The 19,948-nt window shown below is 55.2% G+C and carries 21 protein-coding genes; 5 read left to right on the top strand and 16 right to left on the bottom strand.

Annotated elements, in window-relative coordinates; genetic code table 11:
• Positions 1 to 7: 7 nt before the first annotated feature.
• The 11 genes from ACN0VM_RS04935 to ACN0VM_RS04885 all read right to left on the bottom strand — a co-directional run bounded on the left by ACN0VM_RS04935 (position 8) and on the right by ACN0VM_RS04885 (position 9,659).
• Positions 8 to 364, bottom strand: a complete 357-nt coding sequence (locus ACN0VM_RS04935) for an ArsC family reductase (RefSeq protein ID WP_417449738.1) — start codon at positions 362 to 364, stop codon at positions 8 to 10.
• Complete coding sequence (locus tag ACN0VM_RS04930) at positions 361 to 1,281, bottom strand: cation diffusion facilitator family transporter (protein WP_417449737.1); 921 nt, start codon at positions 1,279 to 1,281, stop codon at positions 361 to 363. The genes ACN0VM_RS04935 and ACN0VM_RS04930 overlap by 4 nt, the downstream gene beginning before the upstream one ends.
• Before the next feature lie 133 nt (positions 1,282 to 1,414).
• Complete coding sequence (locus tag ACN0VM_RS04925) at positions 1,415 to 1,921, bottom strand: ATP F0F1 synthase subunit B (protein WP_417449736.1); 507 nt, start codon at positions 1,919 to 1,921, stop codon at positions 1,415 to 1,417.
• The gene (locus ACN0VM_RS04920) at positions 1,921 to 2,463 is read right to left on the bottom strand and encodes a F0F1 ATP synthase subunit B' (RefSeq protein WP_417449735.1); all 543 of its coding nucleotides are present in this window, start codon (positions 2,461 to 2,463) and stop codon (positions 1,921 to 1,923) included. Before ACN0VM_RS04920 ends, ACN0VM_RS04925 begins: the two co-directional genes overlap by 1 nt.
• Before the next feature lie 120 nt (positions 2,464 to 2,583).
• Positions 2,584 to 2,811: a F0F1 ATP synthase subunit C gene (locus tag ACN0VM_RS04915; RefSeq protein ID WP_020400691.1), complete on the bottom strand. Its 228-nt coding sequence runs from the start codon at positions 2,809 to 2,811 to the stop codon at positions 2,584 to 2,586.
• A 67-nt stretch (positions 2,812 to 2,878) separates the two neighbouring features.
• Complete coding sequence (locus tag ACN0VM_RS04910) at positions 2,879 to 3,634, bottom strand: F0F1 ATP synthase subunit A (protein WP_417449832.1); 756 nt, start codon at positions 3,632 to 3,634, stop codon at positions 2,879 to 2,881.
• A 38-nt stretch (positions 3,635 to 3,672) separates the two neighbouring features.
• A complete protein-coding gene (locus tag ACN0VM_RS04905) occupies positions 3,673 to 4,029 on the bottom strand; it encodes an AtpZ/AtpI family protein (protein WP_417449734.1) in 357 nt (118 codons plus the stop codon).
• A gap of 175 nt (positions 4,030 to 4,204) precedes the next feature.
• Positions 4,205 to 7,663, bottom strand: coding sequence for a chromosome segregation SMC family protein (locus ACN0VM_RS04900; RefSeq protein WP_417449733.1), 3,459 nt, complete (start codon positions 7,661 to 7,663; stop codon positions 4,205 to 4,207).
• A 72-nt stretch (positions 7,664 to 7,735) separates the two neighbouring features.
• Complete coding sequence (locus ACN0VM_RS04895) at positions 7,736 to 8,425, bottom strand: thioredoxin domain-containing protein (protein ID WP_417449732.1); 690 nt, start codon at positions 8,423 to 8,425, stop codon at positions 7,736 to 7,738.
• A 92-nt stretch (positions 8,426 to 8,517) separates the two neighbouring features.
• Entirely contained in the window at positions 8,518 to 9,114 is a 597-nt protein-coding gene (locus ACN0VM_RS04890) for a thioredoxin domain-containing protein (protein ID WP_417449731.1), read from the bottom strand.
• Positions 9,115 to 9,131: 17 nt separating this feature from the next.
• The gene (locus ACN0VM_RS04885) at positions 9,132 to 9,659 is read right to left on the bottom strand and encodes a DUF721 domain-containing protein (protein WP_417449730.1); all 528 of its coding nucleotides are present in this window, start codon (positions 9,657 to 9,659) and stop codon (positions 9,132 to 9,134) included.
• 132 nt (positions 9,660 to 9,791) lie between these two features.
• On the opposite strand from ACN0VM_RS04885, the gene mutY reads away from it, so the two are divergent.
• Positions 9,792 to 10,835, top strand: a complete 1,044-nt coding sequence (gene mutY, locus ACN0VM_RS04880) for an A/G-specific adenine glycosylase (protein ID WP_417449729.1) — start codon at positions 9,792 to 9,794, stop codon at positions 10,833 to 10,835.
• Positions 10,836 to 11,254: 419 nt separating this feature from the next.
• Here the strand turns inward: mutY and ACN0VM_RS04875 are convergent, their stop codons facing one another.
• The 3 genes from ACN0VM_RS04875 to ACN0VM_RS04865 form a co-directional block, all read right to left on the bottom strand.
• A complete protein-coding gene (locus ACN0VM_RS04875; RefSeq protein WP_417449728.1) occupies positions 11,255 to 12,262 on the bottom strand; it encodes a hypothetical protein in 1,008 nt (335 codons plus the stop codon).
• 61 nt (positions 12,263 to 12,323) lie between these two features.
• Complete coding sequence (locus ACN0VM_RS04870) at positions 12,324 to 13,439, bottom strand: site-specific DNA-methyltransferase (RefSeq protein ID WP_417449727.1); 1,116 nt, start codon at positions 13,437 to 13,439, stop codon at positions 12,324 to 12,326.
• A 168-nt stretch (positions 13,440 to 13,607) separates the two neighbouring features.
• The gene (locus tag ACN0VM_RS04865; protein ID WP_417449831.1) at positions 13,608 to 14,258 is read right to left on the bottom strand and encodes a ribonuclease HII; all 651 of its coding nucleotides are present in this window, start codon (positions 14,256 to 14,258) and stop codon (positions 13,608 to 13,610) included.
• 139 nt (positions 14,259 to 14,397) lie between these two features.
• On the opposite strand from ACN0VM_RS04865, the gene ACN0VM_RS04860 reads away from it, so the two are divergent.
• Positions 14,398 to 14,859 carry a PAS domain-containing protein gene (locus tag ACN0VM_RS04860; protein WP_417449726.1) on the top strand — a complete coding sequence of 154 codons (462 nt, stop codon included), beginning with the start codon at positions 14,398 to 14,400 and terminating at the stop codon, positions 14,857 to 14,859.
• A gap of 841 nt (positions 14,860 to 15,700) precedes the next feature.
• On the opposite strand, the gene ACN0VM_RS04855 is transcribed toward ACN0VM_RS04860, so the two are convergent.
• Positions 15,701 to 15,940: a YdcH family protein gene (locus tag ACN0VM_RS04855; protein ID WP_417449725.1), complete on the bottom strand. Its 240-nt coding sequence runs from the start codon at positions 15,938 to 15,940 to the stop codon at positions 15,701 to 15,703.
• A gap of 84 nt (positions 15,941 to 16,024) precedes the next feature.
• Positions 16,025 to 17,278 (bottom strand): DNA recombination protein RmuC, encoded by a 1,254-nt coding sequence (locus ACN0VM_RS04850; RefSeq protein WP_417449724.1) that lies wholly within the window; start codon positions 17,276 to 17,278, stop codon positions 16,025 to 16,027.
• A 180-nt stretch (positions 17,279 to 17,458) separates the two neighbouring features.
• Between ACN0VM_RS04850 and ACN0VM_RS04845 the strand changes: the two genes are divergently transcribed.
• The 3 genes from ACN0VM_RS04845 to rlmJ form a co-directional block, all read left to right on the top strand.
• Complete coding sequence (locus tag ACN0VM_RS04845; protein ID WP_417449723.1) at positions 17,459 to 18,334, top strand: phytanoyl-CoA dioxygenase family protein; 876 nt, start codon at positions 17,459 to 17,461, stop codon at positions 18,332 to 18,334.
• A gap of 20 nt (positions 18,335 to 18,354) precedes the next feature.
• Positions 18,355 to 19,587, top strand: coding sequence for an NAD(P)/FAD-dependent oxidoreductase (locus ACN0VM_RS04840; protein ID WP_417449722.1), 1,233 nt, complete (start codon positions 18,355 to 18,357; stop codon positions 19,585 to 19,587).
• A 15-nt stretch (positions 19,588 to 19,602) separates the two neighbouring features.
• The coding region (gene rlmJ, locus ACN0VM_RS04835) for a 23S rRNA (adenine(2030)-N(6))-methyltransferase RlmJ (protein WP_417449721.1) at positions 19,603 to 19,948 on the top strand (346 nt) is incomplete at its 3' end.

Here is a 19,948-nt window from a genome sequence, read left to right as displayed (position 1 = left end):
TCTCCTCCTAAGCCTTCAACCATGCCTTCAGCGCATCCATGTCCTTGGCGGCGAAGCCCAGGCGGTATGCGCCCTCCTTCTCCCACACCGGGCGCTTGATCAGGGCTTCATGTTCAACCATCAGGCTTGCAGCCTTCTCGGCACTCATATTGGCCTTGGTATTGTCATCCAGCTTGCGCCACGTCGTACCGCGCGTATTCAGCAGCGCCTCATGGCCCAGTGCGTCCACAAAACGCGCCATCATGCCAGCGTCCAGACCGTCGGCACGGAAATCATGAAAGCTATGCTCAAGCCCTTCGGCTTCCAGCCACTTGCGCGCCTTCTTAACGGTGTCGCAATTTTTTATGCCATAAATTTTTATCATGCATCTTCCTGTCGCATAAGTTCCAGCGTCGTCAGTTCGTCGGATTGCGGGCTTGGTGGGTCCATGTGGATGAAAATTTCTGTGTCACCGAAATGCTCGCCAAGTGTGGCCTCAACCTCGTCGGCGATCAAGTGAGCATCCGCCACAGTCATATTGCCCGGCACCTCGATGTGCATCTGAATGAAGCGGTCCCTGCCGGAAGAACGGGTCTTGAGCTCATGCAGGCCAAGCACTTCAGGGTTGTTCATCACTATATTGAAAATGAGCTCACGCTCGGCGTCGTCAAACTCCTTATCCATCAGCATGTCGATAGCCGGACGGGCCAAACCATAAGCACCATAGAGAATATAACCACCAATCAGGACGCCGAAGATGCCATCGGCATAGAGAAAGCCCATGGCTGACGCGACAGCAGACACAATGACAGAGGCGTTCAGCAACAGGTCACCCTTATAGTGTAACTGGTCACCGGCAATAGCAATCGACCGGGAGTGTCTGATGACATAAGTCTGGAAGGCGACCAGCCCTAATGACAAAATGACCGCAATAGCCGAAGCACCAATCACGAGGTCTGATCGTTCAGGTGCCACCGGATTCCATAGACGCGAGATAGCCTCAAGCGAAATGTAGACAGCAGAACCCGACATTACAGCAGCCTGAAAAAGGCCTGCGAGCGCCTCGGCCTTGCCGTGACCAAAGCGGTGATCATCATCTGGCGGAATAAGAGCAAGGCGCACAGCGAACATAGTCACAAGCGATGCCGCGAGATCCAGCGACGAATCTGCAAGCGAACCAAGCATGGCAACGGAACCAGAAAACCACCAGGCAACGGCCTTGGCAACCACAAGGCTTGAGGCAACGCTAACCGCCGCCCATGTGGCCATTTTCATCAATCTGCCAGCTTGTTCTTTTGTCACCGTAGTCCGCTCCTGTCGCCTTTGCTTGATGGGTAGCCGATCACAAGGTTTCGGCCAAGAAAAAACGCCCCGCTAAAAAGCGAGGCGTCTCAAAACTCAGAACAGTGAAAATATACTCAGTACACGAAAATACTTAGTGCAGCTTGCCTTCGACATCGGCAATGGCGCGGTCCACAAGGGCGCCGCCTTCCTTGCCCTTCAGCTTGTCTGCAAACACGGCAGACGCTGCTGCGACAGCGGCGTTAACCGCCACTGCTTTAACTTCTTTCACCGCATGGGCTTCAGCCTGCGCGATTTTCGCTTCAGCGGCACGGGTACGGCGCGCAGCCATGGCTTCGATGTCGGCTTTCGCCTGTTTCGCCATGATCTTCGCATCTTGCTTTGCCTGGGCCACCATGTCAGAGGCCTCTTTTTCAGCGTCGCGGCGTTTCCGCTGGTATTCGTTCAGAAGTTTCTCGGCTTCTTCCCGAAGTTCCTGCGCTTCATCAAGCTGTGCGCGGATCGATGCAGAACGCTCATCAAGCATTGCTGCAATATTTTTGTGTGCCTTCTTCCAGACAACACCGCCAACAAACACAGCGAACGAACCGGCAACCCAGAAGGTCGGGTCCATGTAAAAGGGTACGCCAGATGCCATCATTAAGCTCCCTTCACGTCGCTGAGAGCCGCTTTCGCAGCCTTCGTTGTGTCTTTAGTGTCAACCTCGACCCCGGCAAGCTTCGAGACCATTTCAGCCGCGACTTCGCCGGCAACCTTATCAATATCGGCTAGCGCGTCCGCGCGAGCTTTCTCAATACGGGCTTCGGCTTCGGCAGCCTTAACACCAAGCGTTGCATCAAGCTCAGCCTGAGCCTTGGCAATGTCCGCCTGAATACTTTCCTTGGCAGCCAGAATGGTTTCCTGCGCCTTTTTGCGAGCTTCCGCCACGGACACCTCATAGGCATCCCTGACATCTTCGGCCTCTTTCCTGAGACGTTCAGCTGCATCAAGGTCTGTTGCAATGCGCTCTTCCCGCTCTTCAAGAACCTTTGTCACACGCGGCAACGCCATGCGGGACACGATCACAAAAAGAACGATAAAGCTCAGGAACAACCAGACGATCTGGCTCTCGAATGTAGTGGCGTCGAACTGTGGAAGCCCACCTTGCCCGTGGTCAGCCACTTCAGTGTGCGTTTCTGCCATAGCCTGTCTCAATCGCTTTGGAGTGACCACAGAACACCAGAGGTGCCCATGGCCGGATCACTGTCGCCCCGGACATTACCGCAAGCGGTCTTCCGGGGCAGGGCCTCAAATCGTTGTTTATTAAACGACGAAGAGAAGCAGGATAGCGATAAGCAGGGCAAAAATGCCGAGTGCTTCAGTCAGTGCGAAGCCCAGAAGCAGGTTGCCGAACACTTTTGGTGCAGCCGACGGGTTGCGAAGCGCGCCCGACAGGAAGCTACCGAAGATGTTACCTAGACCAATACCAACACCAGCGAGTGCGAGGGTTGCGATACCAGCACCGATCATTTTTGCAGCTTCAACGTCCATTTTTCTCGTTCCTTCGTTTATGAGAAGATTTGGATTATCTCTAAGTTAAACTTTGTTTTCCTGAACCTTAGTGCGCTGGATGCAGGGCATCATGCAGGTAGATGCAGGAAAGGATGGCGAATACATATGCCTGCAGGAACGCGACCAGAAGTTCGAGCCCTACAAGGAAGATGTTGAAAGCGAAGGGCAGCACAGCCGCACCGGCGCCAAGAATACCGGCAGCACCAAGGCTGACGACAAAACCGGCGAACACTTTCAGCATGATATGGCCCGCCATCATGTTGGCGAACAAACGTACCGACAGGCTAATAGGGCGCGTGAAATAACTCAGCACCTCAACCGGCACAATCAGCAGATACAGCGGCACTGGCACCCCTGAAGGCACAAAGAGCTTCAGGAAGCCGAACCCGTGCTTCATGAAACCGAGAAGCGTCACACCAACAAACACGACAAGCGCAAGCGCGAGGGTCACGATGATGTGGCTCGTAATTGTAAAGCTGTAGGGCAGCATACCGGCGAGGTTACCGCCCAGCACAAACATGAACAGCGTAAAGATGAAAGGGAAATATTGTTTGCCTTCGCGGCCCACATTCTCTTTCACCATATTGGCGACAAATTCATACGCCATTTCAACCATGGACTGCCAGCGCCCCGGCACCAGCGCGCTCTTGCGAATACCCCCCACCAGGAAAAAGGTGAGAGACGTCACAACAATAACCATCCAAAGGGAGCTGTTGGTGAAGGAAGCATCAACCCCGGCAACTTCCATTTCGGCGTACCGGGTGATTTTAAACTGCTCAAGAGGTCCTGCCACGGCTACCATCTCTTTGTTTAGGGCAACCCGCATCATGCGGATCGCGGTCAATCTTTATCGGCTTTATCAGCCTTGTTTGCCTTTTTCAGCGCTTCCGCTTCCATCTCGCGGTCGGCATCGGCCTGCATACGCATCGCATCACGGATAACGTTCCGCAAGCCTGCGCCAAAACCAATCAGCACAAACAGGATCAAAAGAAGCGGGGACGTGCCAAGCCATTCATCAAGGTTGACGCCGAGGATCAGACCTACGACCACACCGACAACCATGTGAACGCCCATCGTCAAGGCCCTTCCCAGTGGCGACGCCGGTACATCGGCATCTTGTGACTGGGCCTTTTGACGGGCTCGGCTCAAGCGCATCTCGAAGGTTGTCGGCTCAGGGTCTTTATCATACTTTCCCATAACCCGTCGCCCCTTCGTGAAACCGCGTTTGACCAACGTTTCTGCCGGGCCACCTCCTCAATAAGGAAGCGCCATAAAAGGCGCCTGCAACATAGTGAACGCCCCACCCTGTGTCAAGAACCAATAGAAATAAGTTAAGCTATTGAAATTATTGAATTATTACAAAAATACAAACTTAACCCGCCTCGCGGAATTCCTCGGCGCGCTCAAGGTCCACGGACACGAGGGTAGAAATTCCGCGTTCCGCCATAGTCACACCGAATAACCGCTTCATCCGCGCCATTGACACCGCGTTATGGGTCACGATCAGGAAGCGCGTATCAGTGCGGTCAATCATCTCATCCAGCAGGTTGCAGAAACGCTCAACATTGGCGTCATCAAGCGGCGCGTCGACCTCATCCAGCACACAAATAGGAGCCGGATTGGTAATAAATACCGCAAAGATAAGGGAAAGTGCCGTCAAGGCCTGCTCCCCGCCCGACAACAGCGACAGCGCCTGCAGCCGTTTTCCCGGCGGGCTGGCGAAAATTTCAAGCCCTGCATCCAGTGGGTCGTCGGATTCGGTCAGCTCCAAATGCGCCTCACCACCACCAAACAGACTTTTAAACAGTTCTCCGAAGTGACTGTTGACCACTTCAAACGCGGCCAAAAGGCGGGAGCGACCCTCGCGGTTCAGATTCGAAATGGCCTGTCTCAGCCGCGCGATGGCGTTCTCAAGGTCGGCGCGCTCGCCCGTCAGATGCGTGAGTTGTTCGTCAATCTCCGTCAGCTCCTCATCAGCACGCAGATTCACAGCACCAAGGCGGTCGCGCTCCCGCTTCAACTTCTCCAGCCTGCTTTCCAGCACCGCCGCATCAGGCAGGCTGTCACTGGCTTCAAGGCCCACTTTTTCCAGCAGGTGGGTTGGCGCGCATTCAAACCGCTCGCCCACCTGGGTGGCGATATCCTTGCGGCGGCTGACGGCATTCTCAACCGCTGCCTCAGCCCTGATTTGCCGTTCCCGCGCGCTTGCCTGGCCTTCGCTGGTAGCCTTGAGCGCACGGTCTTTTTCGGCCAGTTCGATTTCTGCGGCACGCAACTTGTCGCTGGTATCCTTGCGGATCGCATCTGCCTGCGCGATGGCATCCAGAAGCGCCTGCCGCCGCGCTTTCATGTCTTCAGGGCTGGCTTCCGCTGTCGCCAGTTGGCGCTCGGTATCCGCTTGCCGCTCATCAAGGGCAGCAAGCTGTTTGGCCGCGCTCTTGACCCGCAGTTCCCAGGCGCCTGATTCGGTGCGGATTGCGCTCAGGCGGTCGTTGCGCACATCGGCCTCACGGCGCAGGCTATCGTATGCAGCGCGGGCGTGGCTCAGGTCGGTGCGCAAGGTCTCAACATTACCACGCATCGCCTGAAGCTCTGTTTCAAGTTTGGCGTTTTGCGGCAATTCGGCGATCTTCTCATCTATGGCCGTTTGGCGTGCGAGGCTCTCCTTTTCCTCTTGCGCAAGACGAGCCAGCGTGTCCTTGAGCATAGACACCTTGCTTGCGCGGCGGCTGGCTTCCTGCTCAGCGCCGACAAGCGCACGGCGCGCTTCACCCAGCGCCTTTTCAGCATCCCCACGCACCTGCCGCTGCGCGGCTTCGGCTTCGCGGGCCTTCTGGTGGGCCTCAGCCGCCAAAAGCGCAGCCGCCACCGCACTTGCCGCCTTTTTCTCGGCATCCTCAAGTTGGCGTTCAAGCGCACTTAACCGGTTCTTGCGTTCCAGCCTGATCGCCGCCTCGCTCGGCGCGCCAGCGCGCTGGCAAAAACCGTCCCAGCGCCACAGGCCGCCATCTTTTGACACCAAGGTCTGGCCGGGTTTCAGTTCCGCCGCGATGCTGTCACCGTCCGCGCCGTCATTGAGAAGCCCCGTATAGGCCACCCGGCGCGAGAGGATCTCCGGCGCGTTAAGGTGGAACGCCAAAGGGCCAGCCCCATCCGGCCAATCAGGCGCCTCAAGCTTACTGCGCACAGTCCAGAAACGTGAGGCGCCGTCAGATGTACCCGCTTCCGCATCGTCGCCAAGGGCCGCACCAACAGCGACTTCATAGCCCGGTTCGGCGCGCACATCAGCCGAGACCGGCACTTCGCCCCCCGCACCTTCATGCTCACACATACGCCTCAGGCTTGTGACCTCTCCGGTGAGCGTTTTCACCCGGCCTTCATGCTCGGACTTCACGGCGTCGGCGTCATTACGGCTGGCACGGGCCTGCTGGGTAGCCGCTTCCGCACCATGGAGCGCTTCACCGGCATGAGCAAGGCGTTCTTCGCCTTTGGTGACTGACGCTTCTGCGGCTTTGAGCGCAGACAGCACTTCATCTTCCGCTGTGATCAAGTCCATCTCACCCTTGAGCCTGACTTGCTCAGCCTCCAGCTGCGCGGTACGCCGTGCGATGGCCAGTTTGTCACTTTCCAGGCTTGAGCGCCGTGCGCGGGCCTGTGCCGCCTGTTCAGACAGGGTGTCATATGCTGATTCGGCGGCACTTGCGGCCTTCGCCGCCGTATCCAACGCCTCACGCGCCTTGACTTCATTCGCCTTCTCGCTGTCGCGGGCTTTTTCAAGCCGTTCGCGCTCAGTGCGCAGGCGGTCAACGGCAGCGGTCGCGTCGCTGGCGATATCCTGTTCGCGGGCACGGTCTGCGGCAATCTGCTCAAGTGCTGCACGCAGGCTCGCAGCTGCTTCCTTTCGCCGCGCCGCCTCTTTTTCCAGATTCTCGCGTTCGATGGTCAGGCGTTGCAGCTTGGCTGCGGCTTCAGCGTCCGCCTCCCGAAGCGGCGGCAATGCCGCAGCCACCACGGCCTGGCCTTTAGACAGCCCGGCGACAACCTCGGTGACCTCTGCCACAGCTTTCTCCGCCTCGCGCAAAGTACGCTCCAGCGTGATAACTTCTTCGGATGCCTGCTTCCATTTAAGATACAGGAGGCTACCTTCAGCTTTCCTTATATCGCCGGATATATCGCGGTACCGGACAGCCTGCCGGGCCTGCCGCTTCAGGTTTTGCACCTGACTTTCCATCGCCTGAATAACGTCCTGCAGGCGCGTGAGGTTGCCTTCCGCCCCACGCAGGCGGCTTTCCGCCTCCTTGCGCCGGGTATGCAGGCCCGATATGCCTGCGGCTTCCTCAAGGATGGCACGGCGGTCCTGCGGTTTGGCGTTGATCAGCGCGCCGATACGCCCCTGGCTTACGAGTGCAGGCGAGTGGGCGCCAGTCGCGGCGTCAGCGAACAGAAGCTGCACATCCTTCTGCCGCACATCCTTGCCATTAATGCGGTAAGCGGAACCACTCTCACGCTCGATCCGGCGTGTGACCTCGATAAAATCTTCATCGTTATAGTCAGCCGGGGCGGAACGGTCGTGATTATCAATCACCAGCGTGACTTCGGCCATATTGCGCGGGGAGCGTTTGTCCGTACCGGCAAAGATTACATCATCCATGCCAGCGCCCCGCAATGATTTGGCCCGGTTTTCGCCCATCACCCAGCGAATGGCCTCAAGCAGGTTGGATTTACCGCAGCCGTTCGGGCCCACAACGCCGGTCAGACCGCGCTCGATATGGAGCTCGGTCGCATCGACGAAGGATTTGAACCCGGATAAACGCAAACGCGAAAAACGCATGGCTGCGCCAAACTCCCCCTATTGTTCGACTTGGCGGCAGCGCTGCCCCGCGCTACCGGTCCAACGACACCGCTAGCTGGCGTCGTCGATGGCTTTATCCATTTTTTCCATAAGGTCTTCAAAGTTGGTGAACTCCATACGCTCACCATTGACAAAAAAGCTGGGCGTGGAATTGACCTGATATTCATCAACCGCTGTTTTAGTCAGGGACATCAGGTGCTTGTGCATTTCTTTATTGTTTACGCAGCGGTCAAATTCTGTACGGCTGATACCAACCCGGCGTGCAAGTGACGCCAATTCATCCACCGGATTTTGCGACCGTGCCCAAACGTTCTGCCGCGCGAAAAACACACTGGTCAACTTGTGTGTAACCTCCATATCGCCGCAACGCGCGGCCGCAGAAGCCGTCAGGTCGACCCGGTTCATAACGAAGTTGCGGTACAGCACACGGACCTTGCCTGTATCCACATATTTCTTCTTGAACTCAGGGAAATAATCTTTGGCGAAATTGGCGCAGTGGCCACATGTAAGTGATGCGTATTCTACCACAGTCACCGGCGCATCAGTGCTACCATAGACGATATCGCCCCACGTGCCTTGCTCAGCATGTACATCCGCCGGAACGGCGGTAGGCGTCATCGCAACCGCGGCAGCCTCATTTGTCGCCTTACCATCGTTTTTTTCACCGCATGCCGTCAGCAGCAAAACCGCCATAGCTGCGCTTGTCACGTGAAAAGGAAATAAGCTCTTCTTGTAGTTCATAACGTCTCCACCCACCATATATTGTATTTACATCTCATTTGAAACGGTGACGAGTCTTTTTTAAAACGTGCCATCCGCAAGAAAAGCCGAATTTATTGTGCAGCGTCGATTGCCGCCTTCAGCGCATCATAGGAGTGCGCATCAATCTTGGCACCATTAACGATAATGGTTGGCACCGCATTGATCTGGTACCTTTCAATGCCCAAATTGCGCATCTCAATCAGGTGTTCCTGCAAGCCGCGATCGGAAATACATGTGCTCAGGCTTTCCTCACTGACCCCCGCATCACTCGCGATGCTCGACATCTGCTCATACGGATTGTCGGAGGTCATCCATTCCTTCTGCTGCGCAAAAAATGTCTCGGTCATTGCCTTCGCTGTGTCAGTACCTTCCGTACAGCGACTGGTGACGGCAACAGCCATGTCATAGCGGTCGCGCACAAAGTTGCGAAAGACAAAGCGCACTTTACCTGTGTCTACATATTCAGCCTTCAATTTCGGCAACACATCGGTGGCAAAGTGGGCACAGTGCGGGCATGTAAAGGAGCCGTATTCGATGACTTCGATCTTGGCGGATTTGTCGCCGTAAATCAGTTCTCCTCTCAGCCCCACCTCTTCTGCGCTGTCTTGCGCGTTGATGGCAGGGGAGAAGGCGAGGAGGACTGCGGCCACTACTGCTTTTTTAAACACATTCATATCCCATTTGTTCATTGGTCTTTTTTGCTGCCCGAGAAAACATATTCCCCAAGACTTTTAACCGCTGCACGCAACGGGCTCAACTCCCCATCACCCACAAGAGTAGTCAGATTCTGGTTTGCCTCTGCACTCAGGGGCTTTTTTTCAAGGAGTGGCTGGTGAGTACGGTGCGGCAACGGGCCTTGTTTCAACTCAAGCTTGGCAACAGCGGCATAGCCAAAAAAACTGTTCACCATCTCGATCACCCGTCCTGCCTTATGGCTTAGAAGCGGCGCAAAGGCCGATTCACAGCGCACCACCAGCGTCGCGCCCATGCGCTCCCCTCGTGGGAAGCGCAGGCTGACAGGTACCGTGCTGGCGGCAAGCTCCGGCCCGACGATATGCGCCCAGCGCGTGACAACCTCAACCTGGGCAAAGCCCTTGGCGCGCATGGCAGGCGTCACCAGCGACCGTGCGACAGAAGACGCGCTTGCGGTATACCTGCGCCTGTCGGAGGCGTTCTTTTTACTGTCTGCCTTTTTGATTGGCGCTTTCGCCATATGTCCCGCCCACCATTTGTTCCTTGCGCCGCCATTTTGCTTGCAACTGGGCAAGGCCGCGCTATGGTCCTGTGCTACCTGATGCCCCGCCCACGGGCAAGGACAAACGGAAGACTTCAGCGCCTTGTGATCATGAGTATCGCCGACAAACTCCTTAACTGGTACGACGCCAACCGCCGCCACCTTCCTTGGCGCTCGGCACCCGGCGCATATGCCGAGCCCTATCATGTATGGCTGTCTGAAATCATGCTGCAGCAAACCACCGTGGCAACCGTCAAAAGCTATTTTGAGAAATTCCTGCGCCGATGGCCAACGGTTACTGCTCTAGCCGATGCCCCCCTTGACGACATTCTGGTCGAATGGGCGGGCCTTGGCTATTATGCCCGGGCGCGCAACCTGCACAAATGTGCGGGCGTGGTGGCGACCGAGCATGGTGGGCAATTCCCCCGAACAGAGGCAGAACTACGCGCACTGCCCGGCGTCGGCGATTATACGGCTGCTGCCATCGCTGCCATTGCCTTTGGTGAAAGTGCCGTGGTTGTGGACGGCAATGTGGAGAGGGTCGTCAGCCGTCTGTTTCGCATAAGCGACCCACTGCCCGCCGGCAAAAAGCCGATCAAGGCACGTACGGCAGAGATTACACCAAAGCAGCGCGCGGGTGATTTTGCACAGGCAATGATGGACCTTGGCTCAGGCGTTTGCACACCAAAGAAACCCAAATGCCTTTTATGCCCGCTCAACCGAGATTGCGCTGCAAAGGCAGAGGGCGACATGGAAGCATACCCCGTCAAGGCGCCTAAAAAGATCAAGCCAACCCGCCGCGCCATGTCCTTCTGGCTGGTGCATGACGGCCACCTGTTACTGGAACGCAGGCCGCCCAAAGGCCTGCTGGGTGCGATGCCGGGATTATTTTCAACACCGTGGGTCGAACGGGCCGACTTCCCCACCAAACCTGAATGGCTTGAGCATGTGCCAACCAACGATTACTGGAAACCGGTTGAGGGACTGGCAAAACACACCTTCACGCATTTTCACCTGGAAACACAGCTTGTCGCAGCCAAAGCCAGCGCCCGGCATAATGTGGAAAGTGGTTTCTGGCATCCACAGGACAAACTAGAAGACGTTGGCTTGCCCACCGTGTTCAGAAAAATCGCCGCCCTCGGCGACAGTAAATGAAAATGGGTCGCGTAAGCGGCCCATTCTTTCAACACTAGTCCCGGAAGCAAATCAGCCTGCGATCAATCATCAAGATAAGACGGAGACTTCTTTGTCGCCTTGGCGGCTTTTTTTGCCTTCTTGTCGAGGGCTGGTTTTTTCTTCAATTCTTTTTTCGTACTTTTTTCTTTGCTCATTTTATTCTCCAAACAAGCAACAGGCGCACATTTCATGAACTGCACCATGCCGGGGCGACCGACGGCCGCACAAATATCCGGCGATGAAAATCATGTCGGTATTGCGTGCATAAAATCAATACAGATTAGAAAAAATTGTGGATAGTTTTGCCACCACGCCCAAACATAAAACAGGCGCCCTCCCCGGGCAGGGAGAGCGCCTTTGATCAGCTGCGCGGACGGGCATCCACACAGCCGGAGGTATCATTTAGAACCGTGCTTCCGGTAGCGACGCAGCCTAATTCTCAATCGCTGCCATAGCGGATACAAGCCACTGGATTCAAACCTTTTGCGCCGCGCCATACGCCTTGAAAACCGCGCAAGCGAGGTAAAATATATCGCCTGCTCCCGCAGGCTGGGAGATTGCGCTACCGCCGGCACAGCCAATAACTTTTTGCGGTAGGGTTTAAGAAGCGGGTGATTTAGCTTTTGCCCAGCATCCTCACAGATTTTTGCAACCATATCGTTGATCAGCGGCGAAACAGTTCGCCGTCCCTTGAAGGCCCACCGGTAAGCCGCGCTGGTCTTGTTAAAATCTATACTGCCCCGATCATTTTCAATGCATGCAAGCAGCAACTGCAGCGAGGGGTCAATACTGCGATAGCTTTTCGGGGCAAGCCGGGTGCGCACGCCGTCTTCCGGCACGGCAAGACGGGCGAAAAACGTCGGTAACAAAGCCTGTTTTTCATCTTCGTAACTATAGACGTTAATGACATCATCCGGCAGAAATCGTTGCCAGCGTTTGAGTAGCGCGCTGTAATTCAGGTTTGTTTGTATGCTGCGATAGAGCAGACCAACACGTGGCCGTCGGTCGGAATACTTCATATGCTGGATAAGAGAGCTACGGGCGTAATCATAGACGTTCCGGAAATAGGCGATAACCTGAACATCATGGCCTTCAAGCATGCCAAGAAATATTTCTATTTCTTCATCGCTCGCCTGCGCGAACCCCTCTCCTGATAAAAGCATGCTTTGAGCGCCGCTTCGCTCAGCACTCATAATCTCTTGCACCACATAGTCCGACGCGTTGTCAGCCTTACCGGCGCGGATCAACTCCAGAAGGATGGTATGCTGGGTGCTGGCTGGCCTGATGCTACTGGTCTGGGGCCAGTAGAGACCGTAATTCAGCAGCCAGGCACGATGTTTTTCTGCAAAGGCCTGAATGGATGTGGTGCCGGTTTTGTGGGTTCCGATATGAAGATATATTTTCATTGCCCTACCATGCTCGCACGGCTTATTTTCCACGCAACAACACCCAGCACCACGCCGATCTTTAATTCAGCTCAGCGCGAACCTGCTGACGAAAAACGTCGATGGGCAGAAGCTCGCCTTTTTTCTCAACGTGCCAGAAGGTCCAGCCGTTGCACGCCGGCGCACCCTGCACACTGGCGCCCACCTTATGAATCGAACCCTTTTCAGCCTCAGAGATCAGCGTTCCGTCCGTGCGTACCCGCGCGGCGTACCGGCGGCTGCTGTCATAAAGTGTGGTGCCAGGTGTGATGAGTCCACGCTCGACAATTGAGCCAAACGGCACACGTGGTTGGCTGCGCTTGCTTTCGGTATAGCCGAGCGCTTCATCATCAAGCTGTTCGACACCCGCAATACGCTCACGCGCGACCTTGATATAATCTGTCTCGCGTTCGACCCCGATGTAATTACGGCCAAGCATTTTGGCCACAGCACCTGTCGTGCCTGTGCCGAAGAAGGGATCAAGCACAATATCGCCAGGCTTAGTGGAAGACATCAACACCCGGTACAGAAGCGATTCCGGCTTCTGCGTTGCGTGAGCCTTCTTCTCGCCGGATTTCAGGCGCTCCTTGCCTGAGCAGATCGGCAGCGTCCAGTCGGAGCGCATCTGCGTGTCATCATTCATGGCCTTCATGGCATCATAGTTGAACGTATAGCCGCCCTTGTCCGCCGACTTGGCCGCCCAGATGAGCGTTTCGTGTGCATTGGTGAAACGCGTACCACGGAAGTTTGGCATCGGATTTGACTTGCGCCAGATCACGTCATTCAGGACCCAGTATTCAAGGTTCTGAAGCGCAGTACCAACACGGAAGATGTTATGGTACGAGCCAATCACCCAGATAGTGCCGGTATCCTTAAGCACCCGGCGGGCAGCAGCGAGCCAGCGGTATGTAAACTCGTCATAAGCGTTAAAGCTTGAGAATTTGTCCCATGCGTCATGAACACCGTCCACCTTGCTGTTGTCAGGGCGAGACAGCGTTTCCTTGAGCTGCATGTTATAGGGGGGGTCTGCAAAAATAACGTCGACCGACTTTTCGGGCAGCGCATTCATTACATCGATACAATCGCCCTGAACAATTTTATTCACAGGCAGCGTTTTAAGCCCGCCACCCGTGCGGGTCGCGCTTTTTGCTTCAGCCATCAATTTTCTCCGTCCCGGTTACAGGCCCCGTCCCTGGAGCCAACAGGCCGAAACTGCCCAATTCTGGGCGGCATTTTTGCTCAAGCTTCGGCGAACCATTGAGCGGATTATGATTCCGACTCGATTCGAGGTCAAGTGATTCTTTAATATGAATCAGCTAGTTATAAGCTATTCTTCATTCAGAATCTTTCGAATCGGTGCAAAAGATTTACGGTGATGAGGGCTAACACCCACAAGCCGTAGTGCAGCGAGATGTTTGGCGACACCATATCCTGCGTTTGAGCCCCAATCATATTCCGGGTGCTTTTGACCCAGATTTTTCATCAGTCGGTCACGAAAAACTTTTGCAATGATACTCGCTGCAGCAACGGAAAGGGACCGGGCGTCGCCTTTAACGAGCGTGCGGGTGTGAATCTCAAGCCCCGGCGCCCGGTTCCCATCCACCAACGCTGCCTGCGCTTCAACCACAAGGCCCGCGACAGCCCGGCGCATAGCTAACATCGAAGCTTCCAGGATATTGATCTCGTCTATTTCTTCCACACTGGCTTGCGCGACAGATACCGCTATCGCCTGTTCATAGATCTGGTCAAAAAGTGCCTCGCGCTTTTTCTTGCTCAGCTTTTTGCTATCGTTCAGACCGTCCGGTACGCACTGTGGGTCCAGAATAACAGCTGCAGCGACCACAGGACCAGCGAGAGGGCCACGCCCCACCTCGTCGACGCCACACAGAGACGTATAGCCTTCACGTTCCAGAATTGCCTCGAACCGCCAATCCGGTTTTGAGGCTGTATCAAGGCCAACACGCTCGAATAGGTCCATCAATCAATTCTTCTTCACGCCGTTAATCACGGCAATTAAAGCCCGGTATCGGGTTAAAGTAGTGCGAAAGGCACCCTGCATCCAATTGCGGCTTGACCGGCCCCTCTTTCGGGCTGCATGGTGTATTTCAAGCACAATCATGCGGACTTTATTTGATATGCATCCGATTGCCAAAGCTTTTGACCGCTACTGGCACGCCTTAAGAGGCGATCGCGGCATTCCACATTTTCTTGACTTTAACGTCAATGACGTCCCCAGAGAGGCCCTACCCTACATGTCCTTGCTTGAAGTAGAAAACAACCCACGCCGATACCGGTACCGGCTTGCGGGCACATCCGTAGTGGCGGCCTATGGGCAAGATCTTACCGGTCAGTATCTGGACGAACTGGATATCGGCGGACGCTACGAAAGCTATGTCCACAATTTCAACGAAGCCGCTGACAATCTTGTCGTCAACCGCACCAGCGATCAATACATGCTGGAAAGTGGTCGGCTCTATAGTTTTGAGGGGCACCTGTATCCCTTTGAGGGGGTGCAAGGCGGCGTCTCACGTATTATTGTCCTTGCGATCGACGATTGGTCGACACCGACCGCGTCTTGACAGAAAATGGCACCCCCAGGGTCAGGGGCGCCATTAAGTGCTTGGGTAGGTTTAGGAAAGAATAGCAGAGCGCCGTGGACGGGACGCTCCTTACTCAAAACAAACAGGGTACTCGAAACAGATAAGGTTGGCCGGGCCAAGGTAGGCGCTTGGGGCTAGGGTCAGGGGGTATCGACCATACCCCGGCCCGGCCTGAACCTGCTGCTGCTCTAACACGTCGATGCACAGAGACTTAAGCTGGATGCAACAGCGGGCTCAATGATTCACCGTTCAGTCGGCTAGACTGAGAGCGGAACCCGCGAAAGCCGAGCCGATCGCCGTTTACGGCGCCAGGACCGGGTGTTCTCCCGGCGGCTTGACTCTTTTCTGAAAGGGGCGACCGAGCCTTGGCTCACGTCGCGCATGAATTCAGTAAACATATCTCTCTCCTCGCTGTACACGCAGCTTCCTGCGTCAGCCATCTATGCCGCGATCTATCTTTTGCGGCGTTGCTACTGTCGTCTTGCAGCCTTTTGTATGTTTGAGTCTTCGCTCCCGGCTACAGTTATAATTTAGTATTGGGCCGAATTGATTTCAATGGCCTCCACCTTGTTTCAAGCACCGTTCACCGCAATTCAGGACATGTTTTGGCCACAGTCCGGCGAACAATGCAGCCATCAGGGCCAGCAACCCAAGCGGGAGGCACGGCACCTAGTCTATTAAGATAAGATTTTAGGAAAAAGATAAAATTCTGCCTAGCTAAGTACTTCGGGTTAAGCACTTGCCATCAATGCAAGCAGAAAAGCCGGAGAAGCAATCCTCCCCGGCCATCTTTCATATTACTTTTTATATTGAGACTTAATCATGCGGTCTTCAGCAGCGAATATATCTCATCCTTCAGCCGTATACGCTCCTTGCGGAGGTTATCTTCGTCAAACTGTGACGCATGTTCGTCACCATTTTCCAGCCGATGAATGCTCCGGTTAACTTCGTGATATTCTTCAGATACACGGCGGAAATGCGCGTTTTCTTCCTTGAGCTTGTGGATGGTATCGGCGAATTCAGGAAATTCTTCGCGCAGCTCGTGTGGGACATGACTCATCATCTGCTCCTTTTCTCGTGACCTGCAACGACCCTATGGCCATGCCCGGACGCAAGACTTGACCTCCGTCAAAGAAGCTTGAGATTATTCGCTGTCCTTGTCCTCCAGAAGCGCGTCTGCGGTACTCTCCTCTACCGCCTGAACATTCTTGAGCGCGCGCAGCATCATACGCTTGCGCCGATCCAGCGTTTCAACATGATTAAGGGCAGAGGTCAGGCTTTTGCCCATACGGTCAATCTGGTCGCCAAACCGGCCAAACTCAAGCTTGACCGTTCCAAGCACATCCCACACCTCATTGGCCCTTTCCTGCAGCGCCACCTGCCGGAAGCCCATGCGGAAGGTACTGAGAAGCACCTGCAGGTTGGTGGGGCCTGCGATTGTTATTCTGTGGTCGCGTTGCAGCCGTTCGAACAGGCCCGGACGGCGTAACACTTCGGCATAAAGCCCTTCGGTCGGCAAAAACAGGACAGCCCAGTCTGTTGTATGCGGCGGGTTGATATATTTTCCAGACACGTCCTTAGCAAAGCGCAGTACAGCCTTTTCAAGGGCAGCGCCTGCAAGCTTGACTGCTTCCTGATCGTTAAGTTCGGCGGCGTTAAGCAGCCGCTCATAGTCTTCCGTTGGGAATTTGGCATCAACCGGCAGATAAACATCACGGCCAGCCCCAGGGACCCGAATGCCAAATTCAACCCGTTCACCAGATTTCTTCCCGCAGTCGAAGTTGGCAATATACTGGTCCGTATTGAGAAAATCGGTAATCAGTATCTCAAGTTCTTTCTCACCAAAGCCACCGCGAGATTTCACATTGGTCAGCACACGCTTGAGATCGCCGACACCGGAGGCCAATGTCTGCATTTCGCCAAGCCCCTTGTGCACCTGTTCCAACCGCTCAGATACTGACTTGAAACTTTCGCTGAGACGCTTTTCCAGCGTTGTCTGCAGCTTTTCGTCCACCGTGCGCCGCATCTCGTCCAGTTTTTGGCTGTTTTCGGTCCTTAGCTCTTTCATTTTTTCATCAAGCTTGTCCCGGAACTGTTGTTGTTGAGTAGCCTGATCCGCGCCCAGTTTGCGCACTGTTTCCCCAAGCGCCGCAATTGCTTTAGCCACTTCCTCGCGGTTATCCCGGAACTGGCTTGACAGCTCCGTTCGTGTCGCCTGTTCACGTCGTTCTGCCGCCGTTACCATGTCACTCAAGCGGCCATCTATACGGATGAGGTGGCCCTCGGCCTCGCCGTCGTTCACAATCCGGCCAAGCGCCGACACCTTGATAATGAGCAAAGCCACAATCATCAGCAAAAGCAGAAGCCCACCCAGTATCAATATTTCAAACAGCGTCATGGCCAAATTCCCCCAGAACAAAAACGTACTTCATCACCTAGCCCACCCAAGGAGCCCCTGCAAGGCTTGACGCACCCTTGAAGCTGTGCTTCGTATTTGGCCATCGGGGCGGCGCCTAAATTAACCTCCGTCGGACACCGTGTCCAATCGGCGGGCCAAGCCCCACCCGGGAGCAAGGGGATGATTCCTCGTTTTGATGCGAGTGAGTTTAACGGCATTACACCAGAAATGCGTGATGCTTTTGAAAGAGACGGCGTGCTGGTACTGGACGGTCTGGTCAGCGCCGAAATGTGCGCCTTACTGCAAAACCGCATGAATGAAATGGTCAAGGGTTTTGATGCCCGCGAACATCGCTCGGTGTTTTCAAGCACATCAGAGGCCCATGCACAGGATCAGTATTTTCTGGAATCAGGGCATGAAATTCGTTTTTTCATGGAAGAAGAGGCCTTTGGCGCAGATGGCCAACTCACAAAGCCGCTGCATCTGGCGCTGAACAAGGTTGGCCATGCAATGCACGATCTTGACGAAACCTTCAGCCAGTTCGCGCGGCAGGACAGGTTCAGGTTGATCTGCCGGGGATTGGGCCAAAAGAAACCGTTGCCGCTGCAGTCCATGTATATCTTCAAGCAGCCTCATATCGGTGGTGAAGTCGTGTGCCATCAGGACGCTACATACCTGCGTACAGAACCTGAAAGCTGCCTTGGCCTATGGGTCGCGATCGAAGACGCAACAACAGAGAACGGTTGCCTGTGGGGTATTCCGGGTGGGCACAAAACCGGAGGGATCCGTGAGGCGTTCCGCCGCGCACAAGACGGGGACGGCACCTATACGGAACGGCTGGACGATACTCCCTTCGAAGAAGACAAAAAGGTACCGCTTGAAGCGCCGAAGGGTACAGTTCTCGTGTTCGGTGGCAAGTTCCCGCATATGTCCAGCGCCAACAGATCAGATAAATCACGTCACGCTTATACCTTGCATGTGATTGATGGCTCGGCACATTATCCGGCTGACAACTGGTTACGGCGGCCGCCGCGTCTGCCGCTGAAAGCTCTTTGATACATGGGGGAAACTAAAGAATGATGAAGCTTGTCATTGTCGGAGGCGGTCACGCCGCAGCTCAGATTGCCACGTCTCTCAGGATGAAAAAGTTTGTCGGCGACGTCGCAATCGTCAGCGACGAACCGGTCGTGCCGTACCAGCGCCCGCCGCTTTCCAAGATGTATCTTTCGGGCGAAATCAGTGCCGAGCGCCTGCCCATCCTGCGGGAGCAGGCTTATGAAGGCGCCAATATCCAACTGAAGCTTGGTGCCCGTGCCAGCACCATCAACCGAGACGCCAAGACACTTTGCCTCGCTGACGGCGAGACAATGCCTTATGACAAGCTGATCCTTGCGGTGGGCGGCCATGCCCGCAGACTGTCCTGCAAAGGCGCAGACCTGGCAGGCATTCATTATGTCCGCACCATGACAGACACCGACGCCATGCGCGGTGAATTTAACACAGCTAAGCGCATAGTCATCATCGGCGGCGGCTATATCGGGCTTGAAGTGGCAGCAGTTGCGCGCAAGGCAGGCAAGGCTGTCACCGTCCTGGAAGCCACAGATCGCATCCTTGCGCGCGTGGTAGCGCCCGAGGTCTCCGATTTTTATACCCAGCTACACAGGCAAGAAGGTGTCACGATCCATACGGGGGAGATGGTCACTGAGATTGAAGGAAACGACCGGGCAACTGCGGTTATCACAGCAAGCGGAGAACGTTTCGAATCCGATATGATCGTGGCAGGGATCGGACTGGTGCCAAACATTGAGCTGGCGGCGGACGCAGGTGTTGCCGCTTCCGCCACCGGGATTGAGGTTAACGCGCACTGTCAAACGTCAGACCCTGATATATATGCGGTAGGCGACGTTGCCTGGTTCAACCACCCGTTCTATCGCCGCGGCATGAGGCTTGAGTCGGTTCAAAATGCCGTGGATCAGGCCAAGGTGGCGGTCGAGCATATCATGGGGGACGACGCGACCTATGACGCCTTGCCATGGTTCTGGTCTGATCAGTATGGTCTCAAGCTTCAGATCGCGGGCCTATCGGAAGGCTATGATACCCTTGTCGTCCGAGGCAACCCGGAGGAACGCTCCGTCGCTTTCTTTTATATGAGGGACGGCAAAATGCTGGCTGCAGACTGTGTGGGACGCGTTGCAGAATTCATGAATGCAAAAAAACTGATCGCAGCACGGATAGATATTGACGTGAGCCTGCTCAAAGACGAAAGTCGCCCCTTCAAGGAAATCGCCGCAGAAATACTCTCGGTATAGGAAAGAAAACCCTGCATGCTCAGTTATCAGCACGTCTACCACGCCGGTAATTTTGCCGATGTGCACAAGCACCTGACTTTCATGTTGTTGCTGGAGCACATGCACACCAATGCGGGCTCTTTCAGCGTCTATGACAGCCATGCTGGTCGCGGTTATTATGACCTCTCAAGCCCGGAGGCCCAGAAAACGCGAGAGCATGAAACAGGCATCTCTGCAGTGGATGAACCGGCCGCACCAAAAACCGCCGCCGAGCGTTACTTGAAACTGATAGAGGATTTCCGTGAAAAGCACGGCGAAACGAGCTATCCTGGGTCGCCGGCGATTGCGCAACAGTTTATGCGCAATGGTGACCGCATGTTCC

Origin of the sequence: Kordiimonas sp., from assembly GCF_048260245.1 — a bacterium.
Classification (GTDB): domain Bacteria; phylum Pseudomonadota; class Alphaproteobacteria; order Sphingomonadales; family Kordiimonadaceae; genus Kordiimonas.
This window is presented reverse-complemented; position numbering and strand designations above follow the sequence as displayed.

What these genes read in the sequence shown, in the direction of transcription:
- ACN0VM_RS04935 (WP_417449738.1), bottom strand. Translation starts at nt 364, where the DNA reads ATGATAAAAATTTATGGCATAAAAAATTGCGACACCGTTAAGAAGGCG.
- ACN0VM_RS04925 (WP_417449736.1), bottom strand. Translation starts at nt 1,921, where the DNA reads ATGATGGCATCTGGCGTACCCTTTTACATGGACCCGACCTTCTGGGTT.
- ACN0VM_RS04920 (WP_417449735.1), bottom strand. Translation starts at nt 2,463, where the DNA reads ATGGCAGAAACGCACACTGAAGTGGCTGACCACGGGCAAGGTGGGCTT.
- ACN0VM_RS04915 (WP_020400691.1), bottom strand. Translation starts at nt 2,811, where the DNA reads ATGGACGTTGAAGCTGCAAAAATGATCGGTGCTGGTATCGCAACCCTC.
- ACN0VM_RS04910 (WP_417449832.1), bottom strand. Translation starts at nt 3,634, where the DNA reads ATGGTAGCCGTGGCAGGACCTCTTGAGCAGTTTAAAATCACCCGGTAC.
- ACN0VM_RS04905 (WP_417449734.1), bottom strand. Translation starts at nt 4,029, where the DNA reads ATGGGAAAGTATGATAAAGACCCTGAGCCGACAACCTTCGAGATGCGC.
- ACN0VM_RS04900 (WP_417449733.1), bottom strand. Translation starts at nt 7,663, where the DNA reads ATGCGTTTTTCGCGTTTGCGTTTATCCGGGTTCAAATCCTTCGTCGAT.
- ACN0VM_RS04895 (WP_417449732.1), bottom strand. Translation starts at nt 8,425, where the DNA reads ATGAACTACAAGAAGAGCTTATTTCCTTTTCACGTGACAAGCGCAGCT.
- ACN0VM_RS04885 (WP_417449730.1), bottom strand. Translation starts at nt 9,659, where the DNA reads ATGGCGAAAGCGCCAATCAAAAAGGCAGACAGTAAAAAGAACGCCTCC.
- mutY (WP_417449729.1), top strand. Translation starts at nt 9,792, where the DNA reads ATGAGTATCGCCGACAAACTCCTTAACTGGTACGACGCCAACCGCCGC.
- ACN0VM_RS04875 (WP_417449728.1), bottom strand. Translation starts at nt 12,262, where the DNA reads ATGAAAATATATCTTCATATCGGAACCCACAAAACCGGCACCACATCC.
- ACN0VM_RS04870 (WP_417449727.1), bottom strand. Translation starts at nt 13,439, where the DNA reads ATGGCTGAAGCAAAAAGCGCGACCCGCACGGGTGGCGGGCTTAAAACG.
- ACN0VM_RS04865 (WP_417449831.1), bottom strand. Translation starts at nt 14,258, where the DNA reads ATGGACCTATTCGAGCGTGTTGGCCTTGATACAGCCTCAAAACCGGAT.
- ACN0VM_RS04860 (WP_417449726.1), top strand. Translation starts at nt 14,398, where the DNA reads ATGCGGACTTTATTTGATATGCATCCGATTGCCAAAGCTTTTGACCGC.
- ACN0VM_RS04855 (WP_417449725.1), bottom strand. Translation starts at nt 15,940, where the DNA reads ATGAGTCATGTCCCACACGAGCTGCGCGAAGAATTTCCTGAATTCGCC.
- ACN0VM_RS04850 (WP_417449724.1), bottom strand. Translation starts at nt 17,278, where the DNA reads ATGACGCTGTTTGAAATATTGATACTGGGTGGGCTTCTGCTTTTGCTG.
- ACN0VM_RS04845 (WP_417449723.1), top strand. Translation starts at nt 17,459, where the DNA reads ATGATTCCTCGTTTTGATGCGAGTGAGTTTAACGGCATTACACCAGAA.
- ACN0VM_RS04840 (WP_417449722.1), top strand. Translation starts at nt 18,355, where the DNA reads ATGATGAAGCTTGTCATTGTCGGAGGCGGTCACGCCGCAGCTCAGATT.